General features: G+C 64.3%; 23 protein-coding genes. 8 read left to right on the top strand and 15 right to left on the bottom strand.

The window, feature by feature from the left end; translation table 11 throughout:
• Window positions 1-4 precede the first annotated feature (4 nt).
• Window positions 5-475 carry a hypothetical protein gene (locus tag H3H39_RS20955; protein ID WP_182156177.1) on the bottom strand — a complete coding sequence of 157 codons (471 nt, stop codon included), beginning with the start codon at window positions 473-475 and terminating at the stop codon, window positions 5-7.
• Between the two features lie 283 nt (window positions 476-758).
• On the opposite strand from H3H39_RS20955, the gene H3H39_RS20950 reads away from it, so the two are divergent.
• A complete protein-coding gene (locus tag H3H39_RS20950) occupies window positions 759-1,064 on the top strand; it encodes a hypothetical protein (protein WP_182156175.1) in 306 nt (101 codons plus the stop codon).
• A gap of 14 nt (window positions 1,065-1,078) precedes the next feature.
• On the opposite strand, the gene H3H39_RS20945 is transcribed toward H3H39_RS20950, so the two are convergent.
• Both H3H39_RS20945 and H3H39_RS20940 read right to left on the bottom strand, forming a co-directional pair.
• Window positions 1,079-1,480: a VanZ family protein gene (locus H3H39_RS20945; RefSeq protein WP_182156173.1), complete on the bottom strand. Its 402-nt coding sequence runs from the start codon at window positions 1,478-1,480 to the stop codon at window positions 1,079-1,081.
• A gap of 400 nt (window positions 1,481-1,880) precedes the next feature.
• Complete coding sequence (locus tag H3H39_RS20940; RefSeq protein ID WP_182156171.1) at window positions 1,881-2,645, bottom strand: SDR family NAD(P)-dependent oxidoreductase; 765 nt, start codon at window positions 2,643-2,645, stop codon at window positions 1,881-1,883.
• Window positions 2,646-2,798: 153 nt separating this feature from the next.
• On the opposite strand from H3H39_RS20940, the gene pyrF reads away from it, so the two are divergent.
• Window positions 2,799-3,623, top strand: coding sequence for an orotidine-5'-phosphate decarboxylase (pyrF, locus tag H3H39_RS20935; protein ID WP_182156169.1), 825 nt, complete (start codon window positions 2,799-2,801; stop codon window positions 3,621-3,623).
• Between the two features lie 104 nt (window positions 3,624-3,727).
• Here pyrF and sbcB read toward each other — a convergent pair whose 3' ends face one another.
• Window positions 3,728-5,173 (bottom strand): exodeoxyribonuclease I, encoded by a 1,446-nt coding sequence (gene sbcB, locus H3H39_RS20930; protein ID WP_182156167.1) that lies wholly within the window; start codon window positions 5,171-5,173, stop codon window positions 3,728-3,730.
• 182 nt (window positions 5,174-5,355) lie between these two features.
• Between sbcB and H3H39_RS20925 the strand changes: the two genes are divergently transcribed.
• Complete coding sequence (locus tag H3H39_RS20925; protein WP_182156165.1) at window positions 5,356-6,045, top strand: DUF5610 domain-containing protein; 690 nt, start codon at window positions 5,356-5,358, stop codon at window positions 6,043-6,045.
• Between the two features lie 4 nt (window positions 6,046-6,049).
• Here the strand turns inward: H3H39_RS20925 and H3H39_RS20920 are convergent, their stop codons facing one another.
• Complete coding sequence (locus H3H39_RS20920) at window positions 6,050-7,033, bottom strand: GGDEF domain-containing protein (RefSeq protein WP_182156163.1); 984 nt, start codon at window positions 7,031-7,033, stop codon at window positions 6,050-6,052.
• Window positions 7,034-7,197: 164 nt separating this feature from the next.
• Here H3H39_RS20920 and H3H39_RS20915 point away from each other — a divergent pair, with 164 nt between their 5' ends.
• Entirely contained in the window at window positions 7,198-7,989 is a 792-nt protein-coding gene (locus H3H39_RS20915; protein WP_182156161.1) for a helical backbone metal receptor, read from the top strand.
• A 45-nt stretch (window positions 7,990-8,034) separates the two neighbouring features.
• On the opposite strand, the gene H3H39_RS20910 is transcribed toward H3H39_RS20915, so the two are convergent.
• The 3 genes from H3H39_RS20910 to H3H39_RS20900 form a co-directional block, all read right to left on the bottom strand.
• Entirely contained in the window at window positions 8,035-8,394 is a 360-nt protein-coding gene (locus H3H39_RS20910) for an HPF/RaiA family ribosome-associated protein (protein WP_182156160.1), read from the bottom strand.
• A gap of 176 nt (window positions 8,395-8,570) precedes the next feature.
• On the bottom strand, window positions 8,571-9,230 hold the full coding sequence (locus H3H39_RS20905; protein WP_311196950.1) for a DUF1345 domain-containing protein: 660 nt from the start codon (window positions 9,228-9,230) through the stop codon (window positions 8,571-8,573).
• A 34-nt stretch (window positions 9,231-9,264) separates the two neighbouring features.
• Window positions 9,265-10,293 carry a CDP-6-deoxy-delta-3,4-glucoseen reductase gene (locus H3H39_RS20900; RefSeq protein WP_182156156.1) on the bottom strand — a complete coding sequence of 343 codons (1,029 nt, stop codon included), beginning with the start codon at window positions 10,291-10,293 and terminating at the stop codon, window positions 9,265-9,267.
• A 12-nt stretch (window positions 10,294-10,305) separates the two neighbouring features.
• On the opposite strand from H3H39_RS20900, the gene H3H39_RS20895 reads away from it, so the two are divergent.
• Complete coding sequence (locus tag H3H39_RS20895; protein WP_182156154.1) at window positions 10,306-11,214, top strand: SDR family oxidoreductase; 909 nt, start codon at window positions 10,306-10,308, stop codon at window positions 11,212-11,214.
• A gap of 43 nt (window positions 11,215-11,257) precedes the next feature.
• Here the strand turns inward: H3H39_RS20895 and H3H39_RS20890 are convergent, their stop codons facing one another.
• Complete coding sequence (locus H3H39_RS20890) at window positions 11,258-11,521, bottom strand: hypothetical protein (protein ID WP_182156152.1); 264 nt, start codon at window positions 11,519-11,521, stop codon at window positions 11,258-11,260.
• Between the two features lie 260 nt (window positions 11,522-11,781).
• Between H3H39_RS20890 and H3H39_RS20885 the strand changes: the two genes are divergently transcribed.
• On the top strand, window positions 11,782-12,027 hold the full coding sequence (locus H3H39_RS20885; protein WP_182156150.1) for a hypothetical protein: 246 nt from the start codon (window positions 11,782-11,784) through the stop codon (window positions 12,025-12,027).
• A 247-nt stretch (window positions 12,028-12,274) separates the two neighbouring features.
• On the top strand, window positions 12,275-12,514 hold the full coding sequence (locus H3H39_RS20880; protein WP_008445950.1) for a hypothetical protein: 240 nt from the start codon (window positions 12,275-12,277) through the stop codon (window positions 12,512-12,514).
• Between the two features lie 19 nt (window positions 12,515-12,533).
• On the opposite strand, the gene H3H39_RS20875 is transcribed toward H3H39_RS20880, so the two are convergent.
• From H3H39_RS20875 to H3H39_RS20855, 6 genes are all read right to left on the bottom strand, one after another.
• Window positions 12,534-12,722, bottom strand: coding sequence for a hypothetical protein (locus tag H3H39_RS20875; RefSeq protein ID WP_182156148.1), 189 nt, complete (start codon window positions 12,720-12,722; stop codon window positions 12,534-12,536).
• 16 nt (window positions 12,723-12,738) lie between these two features.
• Window positions 12,739-12,921, bottom strand: coding sequence for a hypothetical protein (locus H3H39_RS20870; protein ID WP_182156146.1), 183 nt, complete (start codon window positions 12,919-12,921; stop codon window positions 12,739-12,741).
• 109 nt (window positions 12,922-13,030) lie between these two features.
• Window positions 13,031-14,020: a UCP032817 domain-containing protein gene (locus tag H3H39_RS20865; RefSeq protein ID WP_182156144.1), complete on the bottom strand. Its 990-nt coding sequence runs from the start codon at window positions 14,018-14,020 to the stop codon at window positions 13,031-13,033.
• 376 nt (window positions 14,021-14,396) lie between these two features.
• Window positions 14,397-15,926 carry a sensor histidine kinase gene (locus H3H39_RS20860; protein ID WP_229218172.1) on the bottom strand — a complete coding sequence of 510 codons (1,530 nt, stop codon included), beginning with the start codon at window positions 15,924-15,926 and terminating at the stop codon, window positions 14,397-14,399.
• A 9-nt stretch (window positions 15,927-15,935) separates the two neighbouring features.
• Window positions 15,936-16,214, bottom strand: a complete 279-nt coding sequence (locus H3H39_RS28040; RefSeq protein WP_229218164.1) for a hypothetical protein — start codon at window positions 16,212-16,214, stop codon at window positions 15,936-15,938.
• Window positions 16,215-16,437: 223 nt separating this feature from the next.
• Window positions 16,438-18,201 (bottom strand): glutamine--tRNA ligase/YqeY domain fusion protein, encoded by a 1,764-nt coding sequence (locus H3H39_RS20855; protein WP_182156142.1) that lies wholly within the window; start codon window positions 18,199-18,201, stop codon window positions 16,438-16,440.
• A 145-nt stretch (window positions 18,202-18,346) separates the two neighbouring features.
• Between H3H39_RS20855 and H3H39_RS20850 the strand changes: the two genes are divergently transcribed.
• Window positions 18,347-18,640 carry a DnaJ domain-containing protein gene (locus H3H39_RS20850; protein WP_182156140.1) on the top strand — a complete coding sequence of 98 codons (294 nt, stop codon included), beginning with the start codon at window positions 18,347-18,349 and terminating at the stop codon, window positions 18,638-18,640.
• Window positions 18,641-18,680: the final 40 nt, after the last annotated feature.

Here is an 18,680-nt window from a genome sequence, read left to right as displayed (position 1 = left end):
GCGATCAGTAGCGCTGCACGGTGCCGTTACTGTAGCGAACCCGGTCGCCTACCCGGTAAGTGGGCATCGTGTCCAGCACGATCGACTGCTCGGTGCCATCGTCCAGTTTCAGCTTGACGCGATACACCTTGTCCGTTGGCGAGCCCACAGTGCCACCTGCTGCCGCGGCGCCTACGGCGCCTACGCCCACATCCTGGCGCATCACCTGGTCGATGGCTTGCACCACGCCGTAGGAGGTCTGCGCTACCGTCGTGGTGGTGGTGGTGCTGCTGGTGCCGGCCGTGTTGCTGCTGTTGTTCATGCTGCCCGTCGTGCTGGTGCTGCTTGTACTGCTGGGGTTGTCATAACTGCTGCTCGTGCTGCGATCCTGCATGCTGCTGCTGTCCGTCGAGCTCATGCGATTGCTGTCCGTGCTGCACGCGGCCAGCAGTACGCACAATGCGCCCATCCAGCGTATTGATAAAGTGTTGTTCATGCTCTTCTCCTTGTGGGGTGTCGGCGCCCGATGGTGCCGGGGTGGCAAGGCAAGCCCGCCATTGCGATGGGCCGCCAAGGTAAGAGTGCTCACGTCGGTATTCGTTCGGTGCGCAATGGCGCGTATTGAGCGGTATCAAACCCCAGTGCTGCCAGCTTGTATCTACGGCAAATTAATTGTCCGGCAATCACTTTCATTCCTTTAGCGAAAGATTTGATTCAGCGCAAAGGACGCCGCCGCAGACGCGCAATAATTGAAGGGTAGCCATTTACAGGACAGCCAAATGTTGACACGCGCGACAGATAACATTATCGAGGAATTAATTGACGCCACATATAGCGATCCGGCGGATGTTCGTCAGCGGCATGTGTTCGCGCACGCCTTGCATGGGCTGGTGCGGTTGGCCAAGTCGGAGCAATTGCGGGACATGCGCCGTGACGTGGCGCGTGCCACGTCATTACAGGCCGGCCACAGCAGCCGGCAGCAGGCGCGTACGCTGCTACGCAAGATAGGCATGGAACTGGCGCGCGATACAGGCGGCGTGCCCGGCGCGCCCGACACCTTGCGCGGTGGTGTGGAAGACCGCTGACGCGCGCGCCCGTCTCAGCGCGCCAGTGGCGCCTTGCGGCAGCGCCACAGCAGCCACATCAGGCTGGCGGTCACCATGGCGGACGTGCAATCGACCAGCCAGTCCGACACGGCGCCGTGACGGTAGGGGAAAAAGCTCTGCACGTATTCGTCGAGCGCGCCCATCAGGGCGATGGTGAGCACGGCCTTGGCTGCCCGCAGGGCGGCGCCGCCCGTGCCACCCGTAAATAGCAGGAAGGTCAGGCCGGCGTAGGCGCAGGAATGCAGCACCACGCCGGACGCCACTTCACCGATATCGCTGCGGGCGCCCGGGATCGAGCCCAGCACCAGGATCATCAGGTAGAGCACGATGGCGCTCCAGTAGCGCAAACGCGCGTGGACATCGGTCAGGAATATCTGATGCAGCAGGGCGGGCATGGGCAGGGTATGGAAAAAATGATGCGAACAATACCACGTCCCGCATGAAAAAAAAGCCCGCTGTTCAAAGCGGGCTCAAAAAACCCATGTGGGCCAAGAGAGGTGTAATTCGAGGTGGCGCGCCGGAACCGGTCCGGCGCACCTGGCTGCAATCATGCGTATCGGGGGCATGTATTGCAGATGTGGCCAGTATAGGAGGGCAATGTGACGCGGGCATGACAGGGCGCAACATTGCGCTTGTCACAAGCAAAAAAAAGCCCGCTGATGAAAGCGGGCTTAAAACTATTTTCTTGGAGGAGAATAGTGGAGACAGGTGTAATTATGCTGCGCTGCGTTATATATGTCTAATTGTGGTTTCAGATACCTGTCATGCTTTTGGGTTATATCTCATCGGAAATACTCAATCCTTGACGGGAACGGTGTAGTTCAGCGCCAGGCGGCCGCCATCCACGAACAGGGTCTGCCCCGTCATATAGCTGGCGTCATCGCTGGCCAGGAAGGCGGCGATCGAGGCCACTTCCTCCGGCTCGCCGCAGCGGCCCATGGGGGTGCGCGACAGGATGGTGTGGCGCGCTTCCGGGCTGCCCAGCACGGCTTTCTTGGCCAGTTCCGTCAAAATAGTGCCGGGACCGATGCCGTTCACGCGCACGCCATGCGGGGCCAGGTTGAGCGCCATCACCTTGGTCAGCTGGTTGATGCCGCCCTTGGAGACGACATACGGCACCTGGTTGGGGATGGCCAGTTCGGAATTGACGCTGGACATATTGATGATGCAACCGCTGTTGCGCTTGACCATTTCGCGCGCCACGGCCTGGCCGCACAGGAACATGGATTTCAGGTTGATGCGCAGCACGCGGTCGAAATCCTCCTCGGCCAGGTTGAGGAAGTCGGCGGCGTGGGTCACGCCGGCGTTGTTGATCAGGATGTCGATCTGGCCAAACGCGGCCAGGGTGGCGGCCACCAGCGCGTCCACGTCGGCCTTCTGGCTGACGTCGGCGGCGAAGAAGCGGGCCTGAGCGCCCAGCGCTGCGGCCGCTTGCGCGCCGTCCGGCTTGATGTCGACCAGCATCACCTTGGCGCCGTCGGCCACCAGGCGTTGGGCGCACGCCAGGCCTATGCCTTGGGTGGCGCCGGTCACAATCGCGACTTTGTTTGTCAGTTTCATTGGGTTCGCTTCCATGCTGAAGGTTGCGGGCGCTTGTGGCGCCCAAGAGGGGAGGGTGTAGCGGATTTTACTCCACCGTGGCGACCGTTTTCGCGCGGCGCGCGGGTGGCCGCGTTACAATTGAGGGTTTGCAATCGAATAAAGGGCACCGTCGTGAATTTCATCAATAAATTATCCGCCGCCTGGACGGCCAACGACTCCCTGCTGTGCGTGGGCCTGGACCCCGACATGGCCAAGCTGCCGGCCCAGTTCCAGTCCGCGCCGGACGGTATTTACCAGTTCTGCCGCGAAATCATCGACGCCACCGCCGACCTGGCCTGCTCGTTCAAGCCGCAGATCGCCTACTTCGCGGCGCTGGGCGCGGAGCAGCAGCTGGAACAGATCTGCGCCTACGCGCGCGCCAACTATCCCCATATCCCGCTGATCCTGGACGCCAAGCGCGGCGACATCGGCGCCACGGCGCGCCAGTACGCGCGCGAAGCATTCGACCGCTACGGCGCGGACGCCGTCACCGTCAATCCCTACATGGGTTCGGACTCGGTCGAGCCCTACATGGAGTGGAGCGAGCGCGGCGTCATCATCCTGTGCCGCACGTCCAATCCGGGCGGCTCGGACCTGCAATTCCTGAAAGTGGACGGCAAGCCCTTGTACCAGCACGTGGCGCGGCTGGTGGCGGAGAAGTGGAACAGCAATGGCCAGTGCGCGCTGGTGGTGGGGGCCACGTTCCCGGAAGAGCTGGCGCAGGTGCGCGCCATCGTCGGCGACATGCCCTTGCTGGTGCCGGGCATCGGCGCCCAGGGCGGCGATATCGCGGCCACCGTGCGTTCGGGCAAGACGGCCAGCGGCGCCGGCATGATGATCAATTCCTCGCGCGCCATCATTTACGCGCCGCAGCAGGCTGGTGAGGATTTTGCCGCCGCCGCCCGCCGCGTGGCGCTCGACACGCGCGACGCCATCAACCAGTATCGCGCAGGCTAAGCGGCACCGGCGCGGCGCGCCGGTTCAGCCGGACTGGCCGGACCGCTTTCCCCGCGGCAGCCAGGACGCGCGCCGCGGGCCCGGCCGCTCAGGCCGGCATGGCATCAGCAGCGCGCCGGCGCCACCATCTCGGCGTAGTCATACAATTCGCCCAGGATCTGCTCGCCGCGCTCGTCGGCCGTTTCCTGCAGCTGGTCGATCTCGCTGAATAACTGATCCACCGTGCGCGCGCCTGCTTCACCGTCGAACAGGCGGGCCGCGCGGTGCTGTTCCCAGTGCTCCATTTCTGCCGCCGACAGCGTCTCCGGGAAGTTGCGGGCGCGGTAGCGGAACAGCAGTTCGGCCAGCCGCGCATCGTCGAACACGGGCGACAGCGTGGCCAGTTTGGCGGGGTTTTCCTTGCGCAGCGATTCGAGCAGGCGGCGGTCGCCCGTGCCCACGAAGCCGTTGTACAGATCCTCATCCACATCCAGCGCCGGTGCGCCGGGCCGGTGGAATACTTCGGCCCAGGTGGCCGCCATGTCGGGCATGGCCGCCGCCAGCGCCGCGTTGGCGCGGCACTGTTCCACATCGATCCCCCAGCGCGTGGCCATGGCCGGCGACAGCGTCTTGAAGTTGGACACCAACATCGGCGATTTGTTCAGGTGGATGCTCTTGATGGGCAGCCGTGTCATGCCTTCCGGCAGCGCGTCGGCCTTGCTGAACAGGCGCAGCCGTATCGTGTCCGCGTCCAGCGTGGCCAGCTCGCGCGGGTCATGGCTGCAATCCCACACGATCACTTCGTTCTTGTTGGTCGGATGCACGCCCAGCGGCCACACCACGCCCAGGCAGCCGCGCTCGGCCGGGAACATGCCCGACACATGCAGGAACGGCGCGCGCAATGCGGGCGCCAGGTGCATGCCGATCTCGTCGGCCACGCGGTCCTTCTTGTGCAGCGCGAAGCAGAAGTCGAACAGTTTGGGCTGTTTTTGCTTGATCAGGCGCGCCAGCGCGATGGTGGCGCGTACGTCCGACAGCGCATCGTGCGCGGACTCGTGCAGCAAGCCGTTGGCAGCGGCCAGGTGTTCCAGACGGAAACTGGGCTTGCCGTCCTCGCGCGTCGGCCATGCGATGCCTTCCGGGCGCAGCGCATAGGTCATGCGCACCACGTCCAGCAAGTCCCAGCGGCCGCACTGGTGCTGCCACTCGCGCGCGTACGGGTCGATCAGGTTGCGCCAGAACATGAAGCGGGTGATCTCGTCGTCGAAACGGATGGTGTTGTAGCCCACGCCCACCGTGCCCGGCTTGGAGAACGCCTGTTCGATGGTGGCCGCGAACTGGTGTTCCGGCACGCCCCATTCCAGGCACTGTTGCGGCGTGATGCCGGTGATCAGGCACGATTGCGGGTCGGGCAGGAAGTCGTTGGCCGGCTTGCAGTACAGCATGATCGGCTCGCCGATCTCGTTCAGGTCGGCATCGGTGCGGATGGCGGCGAACTGGGCGGGACGGTCGCGGCGCGCCTGGGCGCCGAAGGTTTCATAGTCGTGCCAGAGGAAAGTGTGGGAAGTCATAGAATTGTCAAAAAATACTGCAGTTTTCTGGCCGCGGGCCGATAGTATAAGTGGGAGGCCAGCTCAAGTCTGCGCACGCTCCAGCGGCGCCGCACAAGATGGGCCTGCTCCGGGGCTGGCGGTATGCCGCTGGCCACGTGCCTGGTTGAATTGTCCAGTATGCTGGAGCAAGGAGCGCCATCATGTCAAATCACGTTTCCGTCAACGCCAATGTGGCCGCGCCGACCGCCCCGGTGGGCGTGGCGGCCAGCCAGCAGACGGCCGCGGCCGGACCGGCGCCAGCCGCCCAGGCCAAGGCGCAGTTGAACGCTTCCATCGTGCAGGCCTCGCTGACGGTGTCGATCGGCGCCCAGGACGAACCGCTGGCGCTGCTGCTCAAGTCGGCCCTGACCGGAATTAACGAAGCCTTGCGCGGCCAGTTCGGCGACAACGCGATCCAGAACGCCATGTCGCAGGATAACTCACCGGAGGGGACGGCGGGCCGCATCGTGTCGCTGTCGACCGCGTTCTATGGCGCCTACCAGCAGCAGCATGCGGGCGAAGACCCGGACCAGATGCTGAGCAATTTCATGGACACCATCAAGGGTGGGATGGAGCAGGGCTTCAAGGAGGCACGCGACATCCTGACCGGCTTGCAGGTCTTGAACGGCGATATCGCCGGCAACGTGGACAAGACGTACGAACTGGTGCAGAAAGGTTACGCGGATTTCGAGGCGGCGCAGCGCAAGGCGGCCAGTGCCGCTACACCGTCCGCATCCCCACCATCCACGCCCGCGCTCGCCACGCAGGCAACGGTGGCGGTGGCGCAGACGGCGTCCGTCTCGGCGCATGCGTCGGTGGTGGCCACCCGGGCCGGCGGCGGCGGCACCTGAAGCGTCAGGCCGCCTGTTCCTGCAGGGCCACGCGGTTGCGGCCCGCTTCCTTGGCGCGGTAGAGGGCGGCGTCGGCGACCGCGATCAGTGCGTGCTCGTCCTGCTGCGGTTGCAGGCTGGCCACGCCCATGGAGGCCGTGATGTGGGGCAGCGGCAAGCGCATGTCGCCGAACACGATGGCTTGCCGCATCCGTTCGCACAGCCGCTCCGCCACGGCCGCCGCCACCTTGGCGTTGGTGTCGGGCAGCAGCACCATCATTTCCTCGCCGCCGTAGCGCACCGCGCAATCGGTGGGGCGCAGCGCGCCGCTCAGCACCTGGGCCGCTGTGCGCAACGCCTGGTCGCCGGCCAAGTGGCCATGGCTATCGTTAAACTTCTTGAAGTGATCGAGGTCGATCATGATCAGCGCCAGCGGCGTGCCGGCGCCGTGCGCGCTCGCCACCATGGTGGGCAGCACATCGTTCAGCCAGGCCCGGTTGTACAGGCCCGTGAGACCATCGATCATGGAGAGCTGGCGGTAGAACTCGCCCAGCTTCTGGCGCCGGCGCAACTGGGCGTTGGCGGCGCGGATGCGGAACGACAGCAGTCGCAGCAGGTTGCGCGCCAGCGCGTTTGATTCGTCGATCAGCTGCCACACGAGATCGGCTTCGATCACCAGCAAATCGCTTCGCTCCAGCGCCGAGATGGACGCCAGGTTGGCTTCCTCGTCCAGCACCGACTGTTCACCCACGCTTTCGCCCGGCAGCACCTTGCTGACGGTGCCGTCGGCCATGCCGGTGCGGGTGTCGGCCGCCACCGCCAGCGCGCCGCGCAGCACGATGTAGAGCCGGGCCTGGCGACCATGGGCCACGGGCTGGCCCGCTTCCACCTGCATGACGGCACAGCCGGCCAGGCGCCGGGCGATGGCGGGCGCGTCGTCGGAACCGCGAAACAATTGCAATTCGCTGAGCTGGTGGCCGGAGGCGCCAAAGGTGCTGATTTGTTTCACGATCGTCTTTCAGGGGAACGCGGCTGCCAACATGCAAGCCTGGGCATGATCATAGCGCAAACAAAGTTGCCAGGACATGTGAGCGGGCTCAGCTTGATAAATGTGGCGTCCGCGTGCCGCCCCGTGTTTCAATAGCGCCATTGTTCGCAACCGGGAAAAATCTGATGAGCTTGATCGATGCCCTTGGCCAGCAGCATGTGGCCGCGCCCCAGGCCCGCATCGTATCGCTGGTGCCTTCCATCACGGAATTGTTGTGCGATCTGGGCCTGGCGGGCCGGATCGTGGGCCGCACGGGATTCTGCATCCACCCGGCCGAGACGGTGCAGGCCATTCCCAAGATCGGCGGCACCAAGGACGTCAACCTGGACAAGATCCGTCAACTGGCGCCCACCCATCTGGTGGTCAACATCGATGAAAATGAAAAGCCCACCGTCAATGCGCTGGCCGAATTCGTGCCCCACATCGTCGTCACCCATCCCAACAAACCCTATGACAACGTGGCGCTGGCGCGCCTGATGGGCGGCATCTTCTGCGCCGAGGCACAGGCGGAGGCGTGGTGCGCCGCGTTCGAGCAGGAGTATGCGGAACTGCGTGCGGCGCAGGGGGATGCACAGGCCACACGGCCGCAGACCATGTTGTACTGCATCTGGCAAGACCCGTGGATGAGCGTGTCGCGCGATACCTATATCGCCAATATGCTGGCCGAGATCGGCTGGCAGGTGCCGGACCTGGGCGAAGTGCGTTATCCGCGTTTCGCGTGGACGCCGGAGCTGCTGGCGGGCATTGATGGGGTGTTGCTGTCGAGCGAACCGTATCGCTTCACGGAAGCCCATTGCGATGCGCTGGAACGCCAGATTGGCAAGCCAGTGCTGCTGGTGGATGGGGAGATGATGTCGTGGTATGGCAGCCGGTCGCTGCAGGGATTGCGTTATCTGCGCCAGCTGGCGCAGCGCTGACGGCACGCCGCACGCCACCAGCGGCGGCGGGCCGTCCAGGCCGTATCAGTCAGCCGCTTCGGTGGCGCTGTCCGGGGCGGGCGTGCGCAGTTTGCTGTCGTGCAGGCGGCCCAGCGCGCTGTCGATGGCGCGTTTGAGCTTGTCGGCGGAACCGCCGATGGCCTGGTGCAGCGTGGCCGCGTGGTCGCTCACGGCGATCGGCTGGTAGCCGGTCACGCGCGCTTCCATCAGGCAGCGATTATCGCCGTCGGCCGATTTGTGGCTGTTGTTGTCGCTAAGGTGGACTTCGACCCGGCTGATATGCTCGCCAAACCGGTTGAGGGCGGCGTTGACGACAGAATGCACATGTTCGTCCAGGCCTGCATGACGTTCGATAGTTTTATCGGTGTTGATATTGATCTGCATATGCTTACTCCCGGTTATACAAGAAGGCAGGGTCAAAGCATCCGCTTCGAGGCCGACACCCATGGCGCGGCCGGTGTGCACCCAAACCTGGTGGCCTCATCGCCTTGCACACGGTTTTATCTTACTCCTTTTCGGCCGCCCGAAAAGCCCCTTCAGATCATGGCCCTACAAGATGCTCAGGTATTGATAATGCCTGCTGCAATATTGATGGACAGCCCCAATATGACCAGGTTGAAGAAGAAACTGAGCACCGACTGGCCCAGCGCCAGCTTGCGCAGCCGCGGCGCCCGTACTGTGACGTCCGAGGTTTGCGCCGCCACTGCGATGGTGAACGAGAAGTACAGGAAGTCCCAGTAATCGGGTTGCTGTTCGCCGTCGGGGAAAACCAGCGGCGCGGTGCCGCCGGGCGCCGTGTAGTACAGGTGGGCGTAGTGGAAGGTGAACAGGGTGCCCACCAGGAACCAGGAGCCGAGCAGGGTCAGCACGGCCAATCCGTAATGCCAGGCCCGCTCGTCGCCGGCCACGTCCTTCAGCGCCGATAACTGCGACATGATGGCCGCCAGGCTGGCCAGCGCGGCCACGCACAGGCTGGACAGGATCACGGGCGAGCGTTCGTCCTGGCGCGCCGCGATGCGTTTGACCGTGCGGTGGTCGGCCCGCATCATCATCCAGGCCATGGTCACCAGATAGCCCCAGGTGCCGGCGTTCCACGCCACCAGCAAGCGCGTCAGCCACGACCAGGCGCCGGGCAGGAAGGGCGCCACCACCGCCCCCAGCGCGACGGCGCCGACCAGGTGGGGGCGGCTGCGGACGAAGCCGCGCAAAGGCAGTCGCATGCGCATCGTCAGTGGGCCGGATGGATAGCCGTCATCACGGCTGGTTGATGTCGGCTTCGGTGGTGAAGGCGTCCGCGTAGAACTCCTCGGCCGGCAGCTGGCACTGGGCCACGAAGTCCTGGCGTGCCGTGTCGACCATGATGGGTGCGCCGCAGGCATACACCTGGTGGCCGGACAGGTCGGGCAGGTCGGCCATCACGGCCTGGTGCACGAAGCCGGTGCGGCCTTGCCAGTTGTCTTCCGCCTGCGCGTCCGATACCACTGGCACGTACTGGAAGTTGGGCAGCTCGGTGGCCCACTGGCGGCACAGCGCGTCCATGTACAGGTCCTGAGGCCGGCGGCCACCCCAGTACAGCGTCATGGGGCGGGGCGAGCCTTGCAGCACCAGGTGGTCGACGATGGCCTTGATTGGCGCGAAGCCGGTGCCCGAAGCGAGCAGCACCATCGGCTTGTCGCTGTCGTCGCGCACGAAGAAGGTGCCCAGCGGGCCTTCGAAGCGCAGGATGTCGCGTTCCTTGAGCGTGCTGAACACCTGCTCCGTGAACAGGCCGCCCGGCATATGGCGGATGTGCAGCGCCAACGGCTGATCCGAGTCCGGCGCCGTGGCCATGCTGTAGCTGCGGCGCTTACCGTCGCGCAGCATGAATTCGATATACTGGCCGGCCCGGTATTTGAGTTTCTCGTTGGCTGGCAATTGCAGCGTCAGCACCACCACGTCCGGCGCCACCTTTTCGATGGTGCTCACGCGCGACGGCATCTTCTTGACCGGATAGTCGCTGCCGCCTTCCACTTCACGGGCCTCGATCACCAGGTCGCTGTGGGCGGTGGCGCAGCAGAACAGCGACCAGCCGGCGCTTTCCTCTTCCGGCGTCAACGCTTTTTGCTGGTGGTGCTTGTGGCTCACGTTGCCCGACACGACCTTGCCCTTGCAGGAACTGCAGGCGCCGTTCTTGCAGCCGTAGGGAATGGCGACGCCGGCGCGCATGGCCGCCGTCAGGACGGTTTCGTCTTCCTCACAGGTGAATTGATGGCCGCTGGGCTGTACAGTGATTTGAAACGTCATACAATCTTTCATATGAAAAATACCGTTATTCGAAAATTCGATCGTCCGCGCCTGCTCATTATCGGCTGCGGCGATGTCGGCATGCGTTTGCTGCCGTTGTTGCGGACCCAGTTCCGCGTGTTCGCCGTCACCAGCCAGCCGGCCCGTTGCGCGGCATTGCGCGCGCTGGGCGCCGTGCCGCTGGTGGCCGATCTGGACCGGCCCGCCACGCTGCGCCGCCTGGCGGGCCTGGCGCAATACGTGGTGCACCTGGCGCCGCCCCAGTCCGACGGCGCGCGCGATCTGCGTACCCGGAATCTGACCGCCATTTTACCCGAGCATGGGCGGCTGGTTTATGTCAGTACCAGCGGCGTGTATGGCGATTGCGGCGGCGCCGTGATCGATGAGAGCCGGCCGGTGGCGCCCCGCAACGGACGCGCCCAGCGGCGGGTGGACGCGGAGCAGGTCTTGCGCGACTGGGCCGTGCGACGCGGCACGGCGCTCGCCATCCTGCGGGTGCCCGGCATTTACGCCGGCGACCGGCTGCCGCTCAAGCGGCTGCGGGAAGGCACGCCGGCCCTGGTCGAGGCCGACGATGTGTACACCAACCACATCCACGCCGACGACCTGGCCCGCATCGTGGCGCGCGCGCTGCTGCGGGGGCGGCCGAACCGGGTCTACCACGCGGTCGACGACAGCGACATGAAGATGGCGCAGTACTTCGATGTGGTGGCCGATGCGCACGGGCTGGCGCGGGCGCCGCGGCTGCCGCGGGCGGAACTGGAACGGGTGGTCACGCCGACGCTGCTGTCGTTCATGTCCGAATCGCGGCGCATGCGTAACGCGCGCCTGAAACAGGAGCTGGGCGTGCGCTTGCGCTACCCGACGGTGGCCGACGCGCTGGCCGGCGGTTGCGGCTGCCAATGTAGCTGTGCAGGGTGACATTGCCGCCAGCCGCGTGGGCGGCAATGGCCGCCGCGCCGGTTCAGCGCTTTTTCTGCACGCGCTGCTGATGCACGCGCTGTTGTTGTTTTTGCTGCGTGCGCTGCTTGTTCTGTTTGGCGTCGTACAGGGCGGCCGCTTCCTTTTTGGCCTGCTCGACCGTACGCAGTTCCGCCTGGTCGTCGTGGGTGACGAAGTAATCTGCGGCCTGGGCCTCCATCACCAGCTTGATGGCGGCCTCGTCGGCCATGTCGTACAGCTCGGTGAGCAGGGTGGTTATTTCGTCGAGGAATTCTTCGTAGGTCATGGCGGTGTTCTTATGCGTTGAGGGGCGGGCGGGGCCGTTATTCTAGCGCAACACCGCCGGCGGGCCGCTGCCATGCTGAAAGTTATATGTAAGTTTGTTGCCACACACTTGTAAGATGAGTTGCATGATGTATATCAATCAGGCGGCGCCATGATACGATATGGTGAGCGAAATCGTCGTGGCGGCTGCAGAAATCGGTTGGCCGGCCGTTAACGACTATATCGGCGGCGCAAGCTGGTGAGAACTTGAAGGAGCGCGACATGCATACCACTTTGCATCCGACCAAGGAGCAGGTCCGGGCCTATATGCATTTGCGCGAGTTCGACCGCCGCCCCCCTCCCACGCCAGACGAAATCCGCCGCCAGTTGGGTTGGTACGGCGACCACCGGTGTGGCGACTTCTCCACAGGCCAAGGCCTGTTCCTCCCGGGCTCCATCGCCCAGCTGGCCACGCTGTTGGCCGTCGAATGGTGTTTCCTCGCAGCAGGTTTCCGCCGCACACGCTAGGGATTTTTACTTAATTCGCAAGGAAAATGTTCCTACCACAAGAAATAGGCGTAAAATCTCTCTAAATCTCACAGAAATGTCTGATGAGTTAGCCTTACGTTAACGGAAGCGTGTATTATCCCGTCCGCGCACCGGATGTCAGTATGAAAACTGGCGTTCGGGGCTGCGATCGAGGTAATGAAGCTAAATATTTTTTATTTGAGTGTCGTTTTCTTACCAAGAGACGGCCGGAAACCTAGTGAACATCATGTCTATCAAAGAAATCACCGCGTCGCCTACGTACAACCCGAACCGTGTGCTGGACGCCATCATTGAGAAACTGCAACTGAAAAATGATGCTGCCCTGTCGCGCGCGCTGGAAGTCGCCCCGCCCGTGATCAGCAAGATCCGCCATAACACGCTGCCGATCGGCGCGACCATCCTGATCCGCATGCACGAGATCAGCGATTTCAGCATCCGCGAACTGCGCGAGCTGATGGCTGCCTAAGCAAGCCTCCCACGCGGCGTCAGCGCAGCCTGACGCCGTTGTTGTTGTTCCGCTCGCCAGGCCAGCAGGCCCGGCATGACGGCGCCGTCCGGCGTACCGTCTTCTCCGCGTTGTTTTTTTTCGTCATGCCGACCTGGCGCAATGTCGTGTCGTCGGCGTCATCCCTTCGTCCGGCGTCATCCTTCCCCGGCCTGGTGGCCAGCATCATGCCATGCCGTCCGCCATCACGCCGTGGTGCTGATGGTGGTGCCTATTTTCTGGCCTTGCGTATTGACGGCCGGTGCCGGTGGTGGGGGCGGTGGTGGGGCGGCCGGCTGCTCGGCGGTGGTCTTGGGCGCCGCTTTGGGCTGCGGCGCGGGCGGCGCCTGGACGGTGGCGCTGTTGGTGGCGACTGCGTTGACGGTCATGATGACCTCCAAGGGATGAAAAAAATGCCGGCGGCCCCTTCGGACCCCGGCATTGTCGGACGGCGGGCGCTGGCGACCCGGTCGCCAGCAGATCCGCACGCTCAGTCGCTTAAGCGCTCAAGCGAGGCCGCACCGTGTACATGCTGTCTGCCTTGGCCGCGACCGCCGCGCCGGAGTAGGCCGTTTGTTTCTCTGCCTGTAGTCCAGAATAGGCCATTTTGTTGGCGTTTGCATCAGAAATCGCCGCGCCGGAATAGGCCACCGTCTGCGCGCCCGCATACGCCGTTGGTTTGGCCTCTTTCGTGGCCGCGCCCGAGTAAGCCACCGTCTGCGCGCCCGAGTAGGCCGTTTCCTTGGCTTGCTTGGTGGCCGCACCCGAATAGGCGACCGTCTGCGCGCCAGAATACGCCGTTGGTTTGGCCTCTTTCGTGGCCGCGCCCGAGTAAGCCACCGTCTGCGCACCCGAGTAGGCCGTTTCCTTGGCTTGCTTGGTGGCCGCACCCGAATAGGCGACCGTCTGCGCGCCAGAATACGCCGTTTGCCTGGCCTCTTTCGTGGCCGCGCCCGAGTAAGCCACCGTCTGCGCACCCGAGTATGCCGTTTCCTTGCCCTGCTTGGTGGCCGCGCCCGAATAGGCCACGGTGTGCGCGCCCGAATAAGCCGTTTCCGCGCCGCCAGCCTGCACGGCCGCGCCGGAGTAGGCTGGGCGCGCGCTGCGGTCATAGCTTTCGCCGAAGGTTTCCTCATACAGCTCGCGCATGCGCTCGCCCACGCGGTGGTGCACCTGCTCATCGTCCTCGCCGCGCAGGCCGATGTAGGGGAAGTGGTGCAGGAAGTAGCCGAACACGGCTTCGCAGTCGGCCGCGTACTTCATCGTGTCCAGGATGTGGTAGTGCCAGAAGATATCGACATCCATCAGTGGCGCCGTCTGCTCCTGGGGGAAAGTTTTCATCAGGTACAGGAAGCGGCGATATTCGAATTCGACCGCGTTGACCTGCTCCAGCGACCACCCTTCGCCGGACTCCTCGTGCATCAGTTTGACCTTGATCGGTTCCAGGTCCAGGTCGGCGATTGCTTGAAAGCTGTCATGTGAAATCATGGATGAAATCCCTTTGCCTTGAGTGAGTTGAAAACCTAGTGTTTGACTATGTGGCGCGGTCCGCCGCAGGCGGTGGCCTTGGCGCCGGCCATCGATGATGGGGGTGCCGGGCCGTGTTGCTACGAGGATCAGGTAGCAGTAAGTTGATGCACATCAACATTCCCAGTATATGCGTCGCGCCGGTGATTTCAACATGAAATTTGAAAATTTGTCGGTAATCTGCACTATGAGAATGACTTTCAAAATGACAGTAAGTCGACGGCCGGATTACCCGGTCGGGGGCCCCGGCCAGGCTATTTGGCAGCGCGCCGGAATGAAATATTGTTGCCCAATGAAAAGATCACGTTGTTGATATTTCTCAATGATCCAGCGTATCTCATGCCACCAGCGGCGGCGCGTGCTCGCGCGACGGGCCGCCATCCACCGGCACCGACACCATCACCGTGGTGCCCGCGGCCGGGCCGCCGCCATGGATGGCGCACCGTCCGCCCAGGATGCTGATGCGCTCCTCGATGCCGACCAGGCCGAACGAGCCGGGTTTGCAGCGCACCCCGGGCGCGATCCCCACGCCGTTGTCGCTGATGGTCATGGTCAACACGCCGTCCCGCTGGCCCAGCGTCACCCGCACGGCGCTGGCGTGCGCGTGCTGCAGCACGTTGCTCAGCGATTCTTGTAGCACGCGGAAGAACGCGGTGGCGCACAGATCGTCCACCGCGATGTCGTCCTGCGCGTCCAGCTCGCAGGCCAGGCCGGCATGCTGGCGGAACTGATCGACCTGCCACTCGACGGCCGCGCTCAAGCCCAGGTCCAGCACGGCCGGACGCAAGTCATTGATGATGTGGCGCACGCTGCGGATAGTGCGGTCGATCTGGCCCAGCGTGGTGCGGGCGCGCGCGTGCAGGCGCGGGTGGCGCTGGCGGGTGCGCGCGGCCAGCAGGTCCGCTTCGATGCGCAGCACCAGCAGGTTCTGGCCCAGGTCGTCGTGGATCTCGCGCGCGATGCGCTTGCGCTCCTGTTCCTTGATCCGGTCGGCGTGCGCGGCCAGGCGGCGCAACTGGTAGTGCGAGTGTTGCAGGCGGGCCTGGCTGTCGCGCAGTTCGCGCGTCATACGCTTGGCCATGCGCACGGCTTGCCGGCGCGACGTGGCCAGCGTGTGGAACAGCACGTACAGCAGCAGCGTGACCAGGCCGCCCGCGCCCAGCGCCAGCGAGGGCAGGTAGCGGTCCAGCGGCGAACGCCACGCCGCCATGGGCGCGCTGAAGCGCGCTTGCCACAGGCGGCCGCCGCATTCCAGCGGCAGGGTGGCGGTGAACGTATCGTGCGCCGCGCTGTCGCTGGCGCCGGGCGCCATATTGGAAAACAGCAGCGCGTCCGGCACCGCGCGTGGGTGTGGCTCGTCCAGCGCGCCGCTGTCGTACAGCGCCAGGCGCAGGTCGCGCCCGCCGATCTCGTCGAGCGCCTCCTGCGCCAGGCGGCGCGCGCTGAAGCCGATGCCGACCGAGCCCAGGTAGGCGGCGCGGCGGAAGGTCACGCTGTCGAGCGGCAGGTCCCGGCGGTAGATCGGCATGCGCATGGCCAGCGTGGCGCGGGACGGTTGGCCGGGGACGTCGATCAACTGGCCGGAGGTGGCCGGCGCGCCCGTGTCGCGCGATTGCGCCAGCGCTAGCGCAAAGGTTGGCCGCGCGGCGATGTCGCGTCCCAGCGTGTCCCCAAACTGCTCGACCGGCTCGATCAGCGTGATGACGGCGTAGTCGGCGCGGCGTTCCGGCGGGACGATGGCGAAGGCGGGATAGCCATCGCGCGGGCGGGCGCCGGCGCGCACGGTCCGTTCGAAACGGCGGCGCTGGCCATCGGTCACATACCGGGCGAAATTGATGTTGTCGATGGTGGCGAATTCCTGCGCCAGGTTCAGGCCCTAGACGTAACGGTGGAAGCTGGCGCGGTCGACGCCGTCGGCCGCCTGGAGGAAACTGGCGGCGCCGCGCAGCACGTCGGTGTAGGCCCGCACGCGGGCGGCGATGGCGAATTGGGCATTGCGGACCTGGTGCTGGAAGCGTTGGTGCGCATCACGCTCGATGGACAGCGCCGTGACGAAGTACAGGGCCAGTCCCACACCCAGCGACAGCAGGGCGCCTGTCCACCACACGGAAGCCGTATTGGAGAGCCTGTTCTTGCGGGCGGGGACGGTCGACATTGGGTTATGCGCCGGACGATTGCTGGTTGATGGAGTTGGCCCCGGGGCATGGCATGGCGGCCCGGTGGGCGGAGAGGAAATGTTGCCTGATTTATAAACCTGATTTTCTGCTCAGTCAAGTCATTTGTTAGATCGCTATTTGTCCGGTACAAAACGGCGCAACGTTTTTCCGCGCGCGCAAAAAAAAACCGCCCGAAGGCGGTTTTTGTGGCAGGGCGCCGGCTTACTTGGCGACCCAGCTGTCTTTCAGCGTGACGATGCGGTTGAACACTGGCTTGCCCGGCGTGGAATCGACCCGGTCGGCCACGAAGTAACCGTGGCGCTCGAACTGGTAGCGCTGGTCCGGCTGGGCCGCCGTCATGCCCGGCTCCAGGTAGGCCGTGATCACTTCCTTGGCGTTCGGGTTCAACGCTTGCATGAAGTCCTTGCCGCCGCCGTCCGGCTGCGGGTCGGTGAACAGGCGGTCGTACAGGCGCACTTCCGCTTCCAGCGCGGTGGCGGCCGACACCCAGTGGATGTTGCCCTTGACCTTGTAGGTGTCGGAACCGGGCGTGCCCGATTTGCTGTCCGGGAAGTAGTTGACGTGGACGGCGATCACTTTGCCGTTCTCGTCCTTGTCGTAGCCCGTGCATTCCGTCACATAACCGTGGCGCAGGCGTACCCGGCTGCCGGGCGCGTCGCCGATCGGCGGGTAGTAGCGGAAGTAACCCTTGCTCGGCACTTCCATGAAGTCTTCTTCCTCGATCCACAGTTCGCGCGTGATGGGGAAGGTGCGCACGCCCATTTCCGGGTGGTGCGGGTGCACGGGCGAGCTGCATTCCACGCTGGTGCCGGCTTCGAAGTTGTCGATGATCAGCTTGAGCGGACGCAGCACGGCCGTGGCGCGCGGCGCCTTGGGGTCCAGGTCTTCGCGCAGGCAGCCTTCCAGCGTGCTCATGTCGATCCAGCCGTCGGACTTGGTCACGCCGATGCGTTCGCAGAACAGCTGGATCGCTTCCGGCGTGTAGCCACGGCGGCGCAGGCCGACGATGGTGGGCATGCGCGGGTCGTCCCAGCCGTCCACGATCTTTTCGTCCACCAGCTGGCGCAGCTTGCGTTTGCTGGTGATCACGTAGGTCAGGTTCAGGCGCGAGAATTCGTACTGGCGCGGCACCGGCTGTTGGAAGAAGCCGCCTTCCGCCAGCGTGGCCAGCAGCCAGTCGTAGAATGGCCGGTGGTCCTGGAATTCCAGGGTGCAGATGGAATGGGTGATCTGTTCCAGCGCGTCCGAGATCGGGTGCGTGTAGTCGTACATCGGGTAGATGCACCAGGCGTCGCCGGTGCGCACGTGGTGCGCGTGGCGGATACGGTAAATGGCCGGATCGCGCATGTTCATGTTGGGCGAAGCCATGGCGTCGTCGCTGATCTTGGCGCGCAGGATGTGGGCGCCGTCCGGGAATTTACCGGCCTTCATGTCGCGGAACAGTTGCAGCGATTCCTCGCGCGGGCGGTCGCGGAATGGCGAGTTCTTGCCCGGCGTGCTGAAGTTGCCGCGGTTGGCCGCCATGTCCTCGGCGCTCTGGCTGTCCACGTAGGCGTGGCCGGAGGTGATCAGGTATTCGGCCATCGCGTACAGTTGCTCGAAGTAGTCGCTGGCGTAGTGCAGGTGGTGCTCGGTGCCGTTGGGGCCTTCATGGTCCCAGTTAAAGCCCAGCCACTTGACGCTGTCGATGATGGTGTCGACGTATTCCTGTTCTTCCTTCTCGGGATTGGTGTCGTCGAAGCGCAAATGGCAGCGGCCCTGGTAGTCGCGCGCCAGGCCGAAGTTCAGGCAGATCGATTTGGCGTGGCCCACGTGCAGGTAGCCGTTCGGCTCGGGTGGGAAACGGGTGATCACGGACGGCAGGCCCTCGCGCACGTGGGTGCCGGCCGCCAGGTCGGATTCGACGATGGCGCGCAGGAAGTTGGAGGACAGTGCCGGCGCGGTGCTGTTTTTATCGTTGCTCATCTGAAAAGGTATTTTGCAAAGTGTCGAGTAGCGGGCATTCTACCGTATCGCTTCCCCATGGAGCGGGATTGCTGCGGCGCGCCATGCCAATCTATAGGATAATTCGTCTTTAATTGTTATGGCATTCGGCCCGGAGAGTTTCCTAATGGAAAATTTATACAATGTCCTCGGTGTCGCGCCCAACGCCACGGACGATGAAATCAAGAAGGTCTACCGCTCGCTGGCGATGCGTTTCCACCCCGACCGCAACCAGGCGCCCGGTGCGGAAGCGCGGTTCAAGAGCATCACCAAGGCGTATGAAATCCTGGCCGACCCGGCCAAGCGCGAAGAGTACAACCAGAGCGTGAACCACCGCATCATCATCGACCCGGAAGCGGAGGCTTACCAGCTGTGGCGCTCGGTCTTCAACCTGCACGGCACCACGCTGCCGGCGGCCTGACGCCATCCGGGCGGCCCGCGCGGCGCGCCGTTTCATCCAG

The organism is Rugamonas apoptosis (genome assembly GCF_014042355.1).
Taxonomy (GTDB): Bacteria; Pseudomonadota; Gammaproteobacteria; order Burkholderiales; family Burkholderiaceae_D; genus Rugamonas; species Rugamonas apoptosis.
This window is presented reverse-complemented; position numbering and strand designations above follow the sequence as displayed.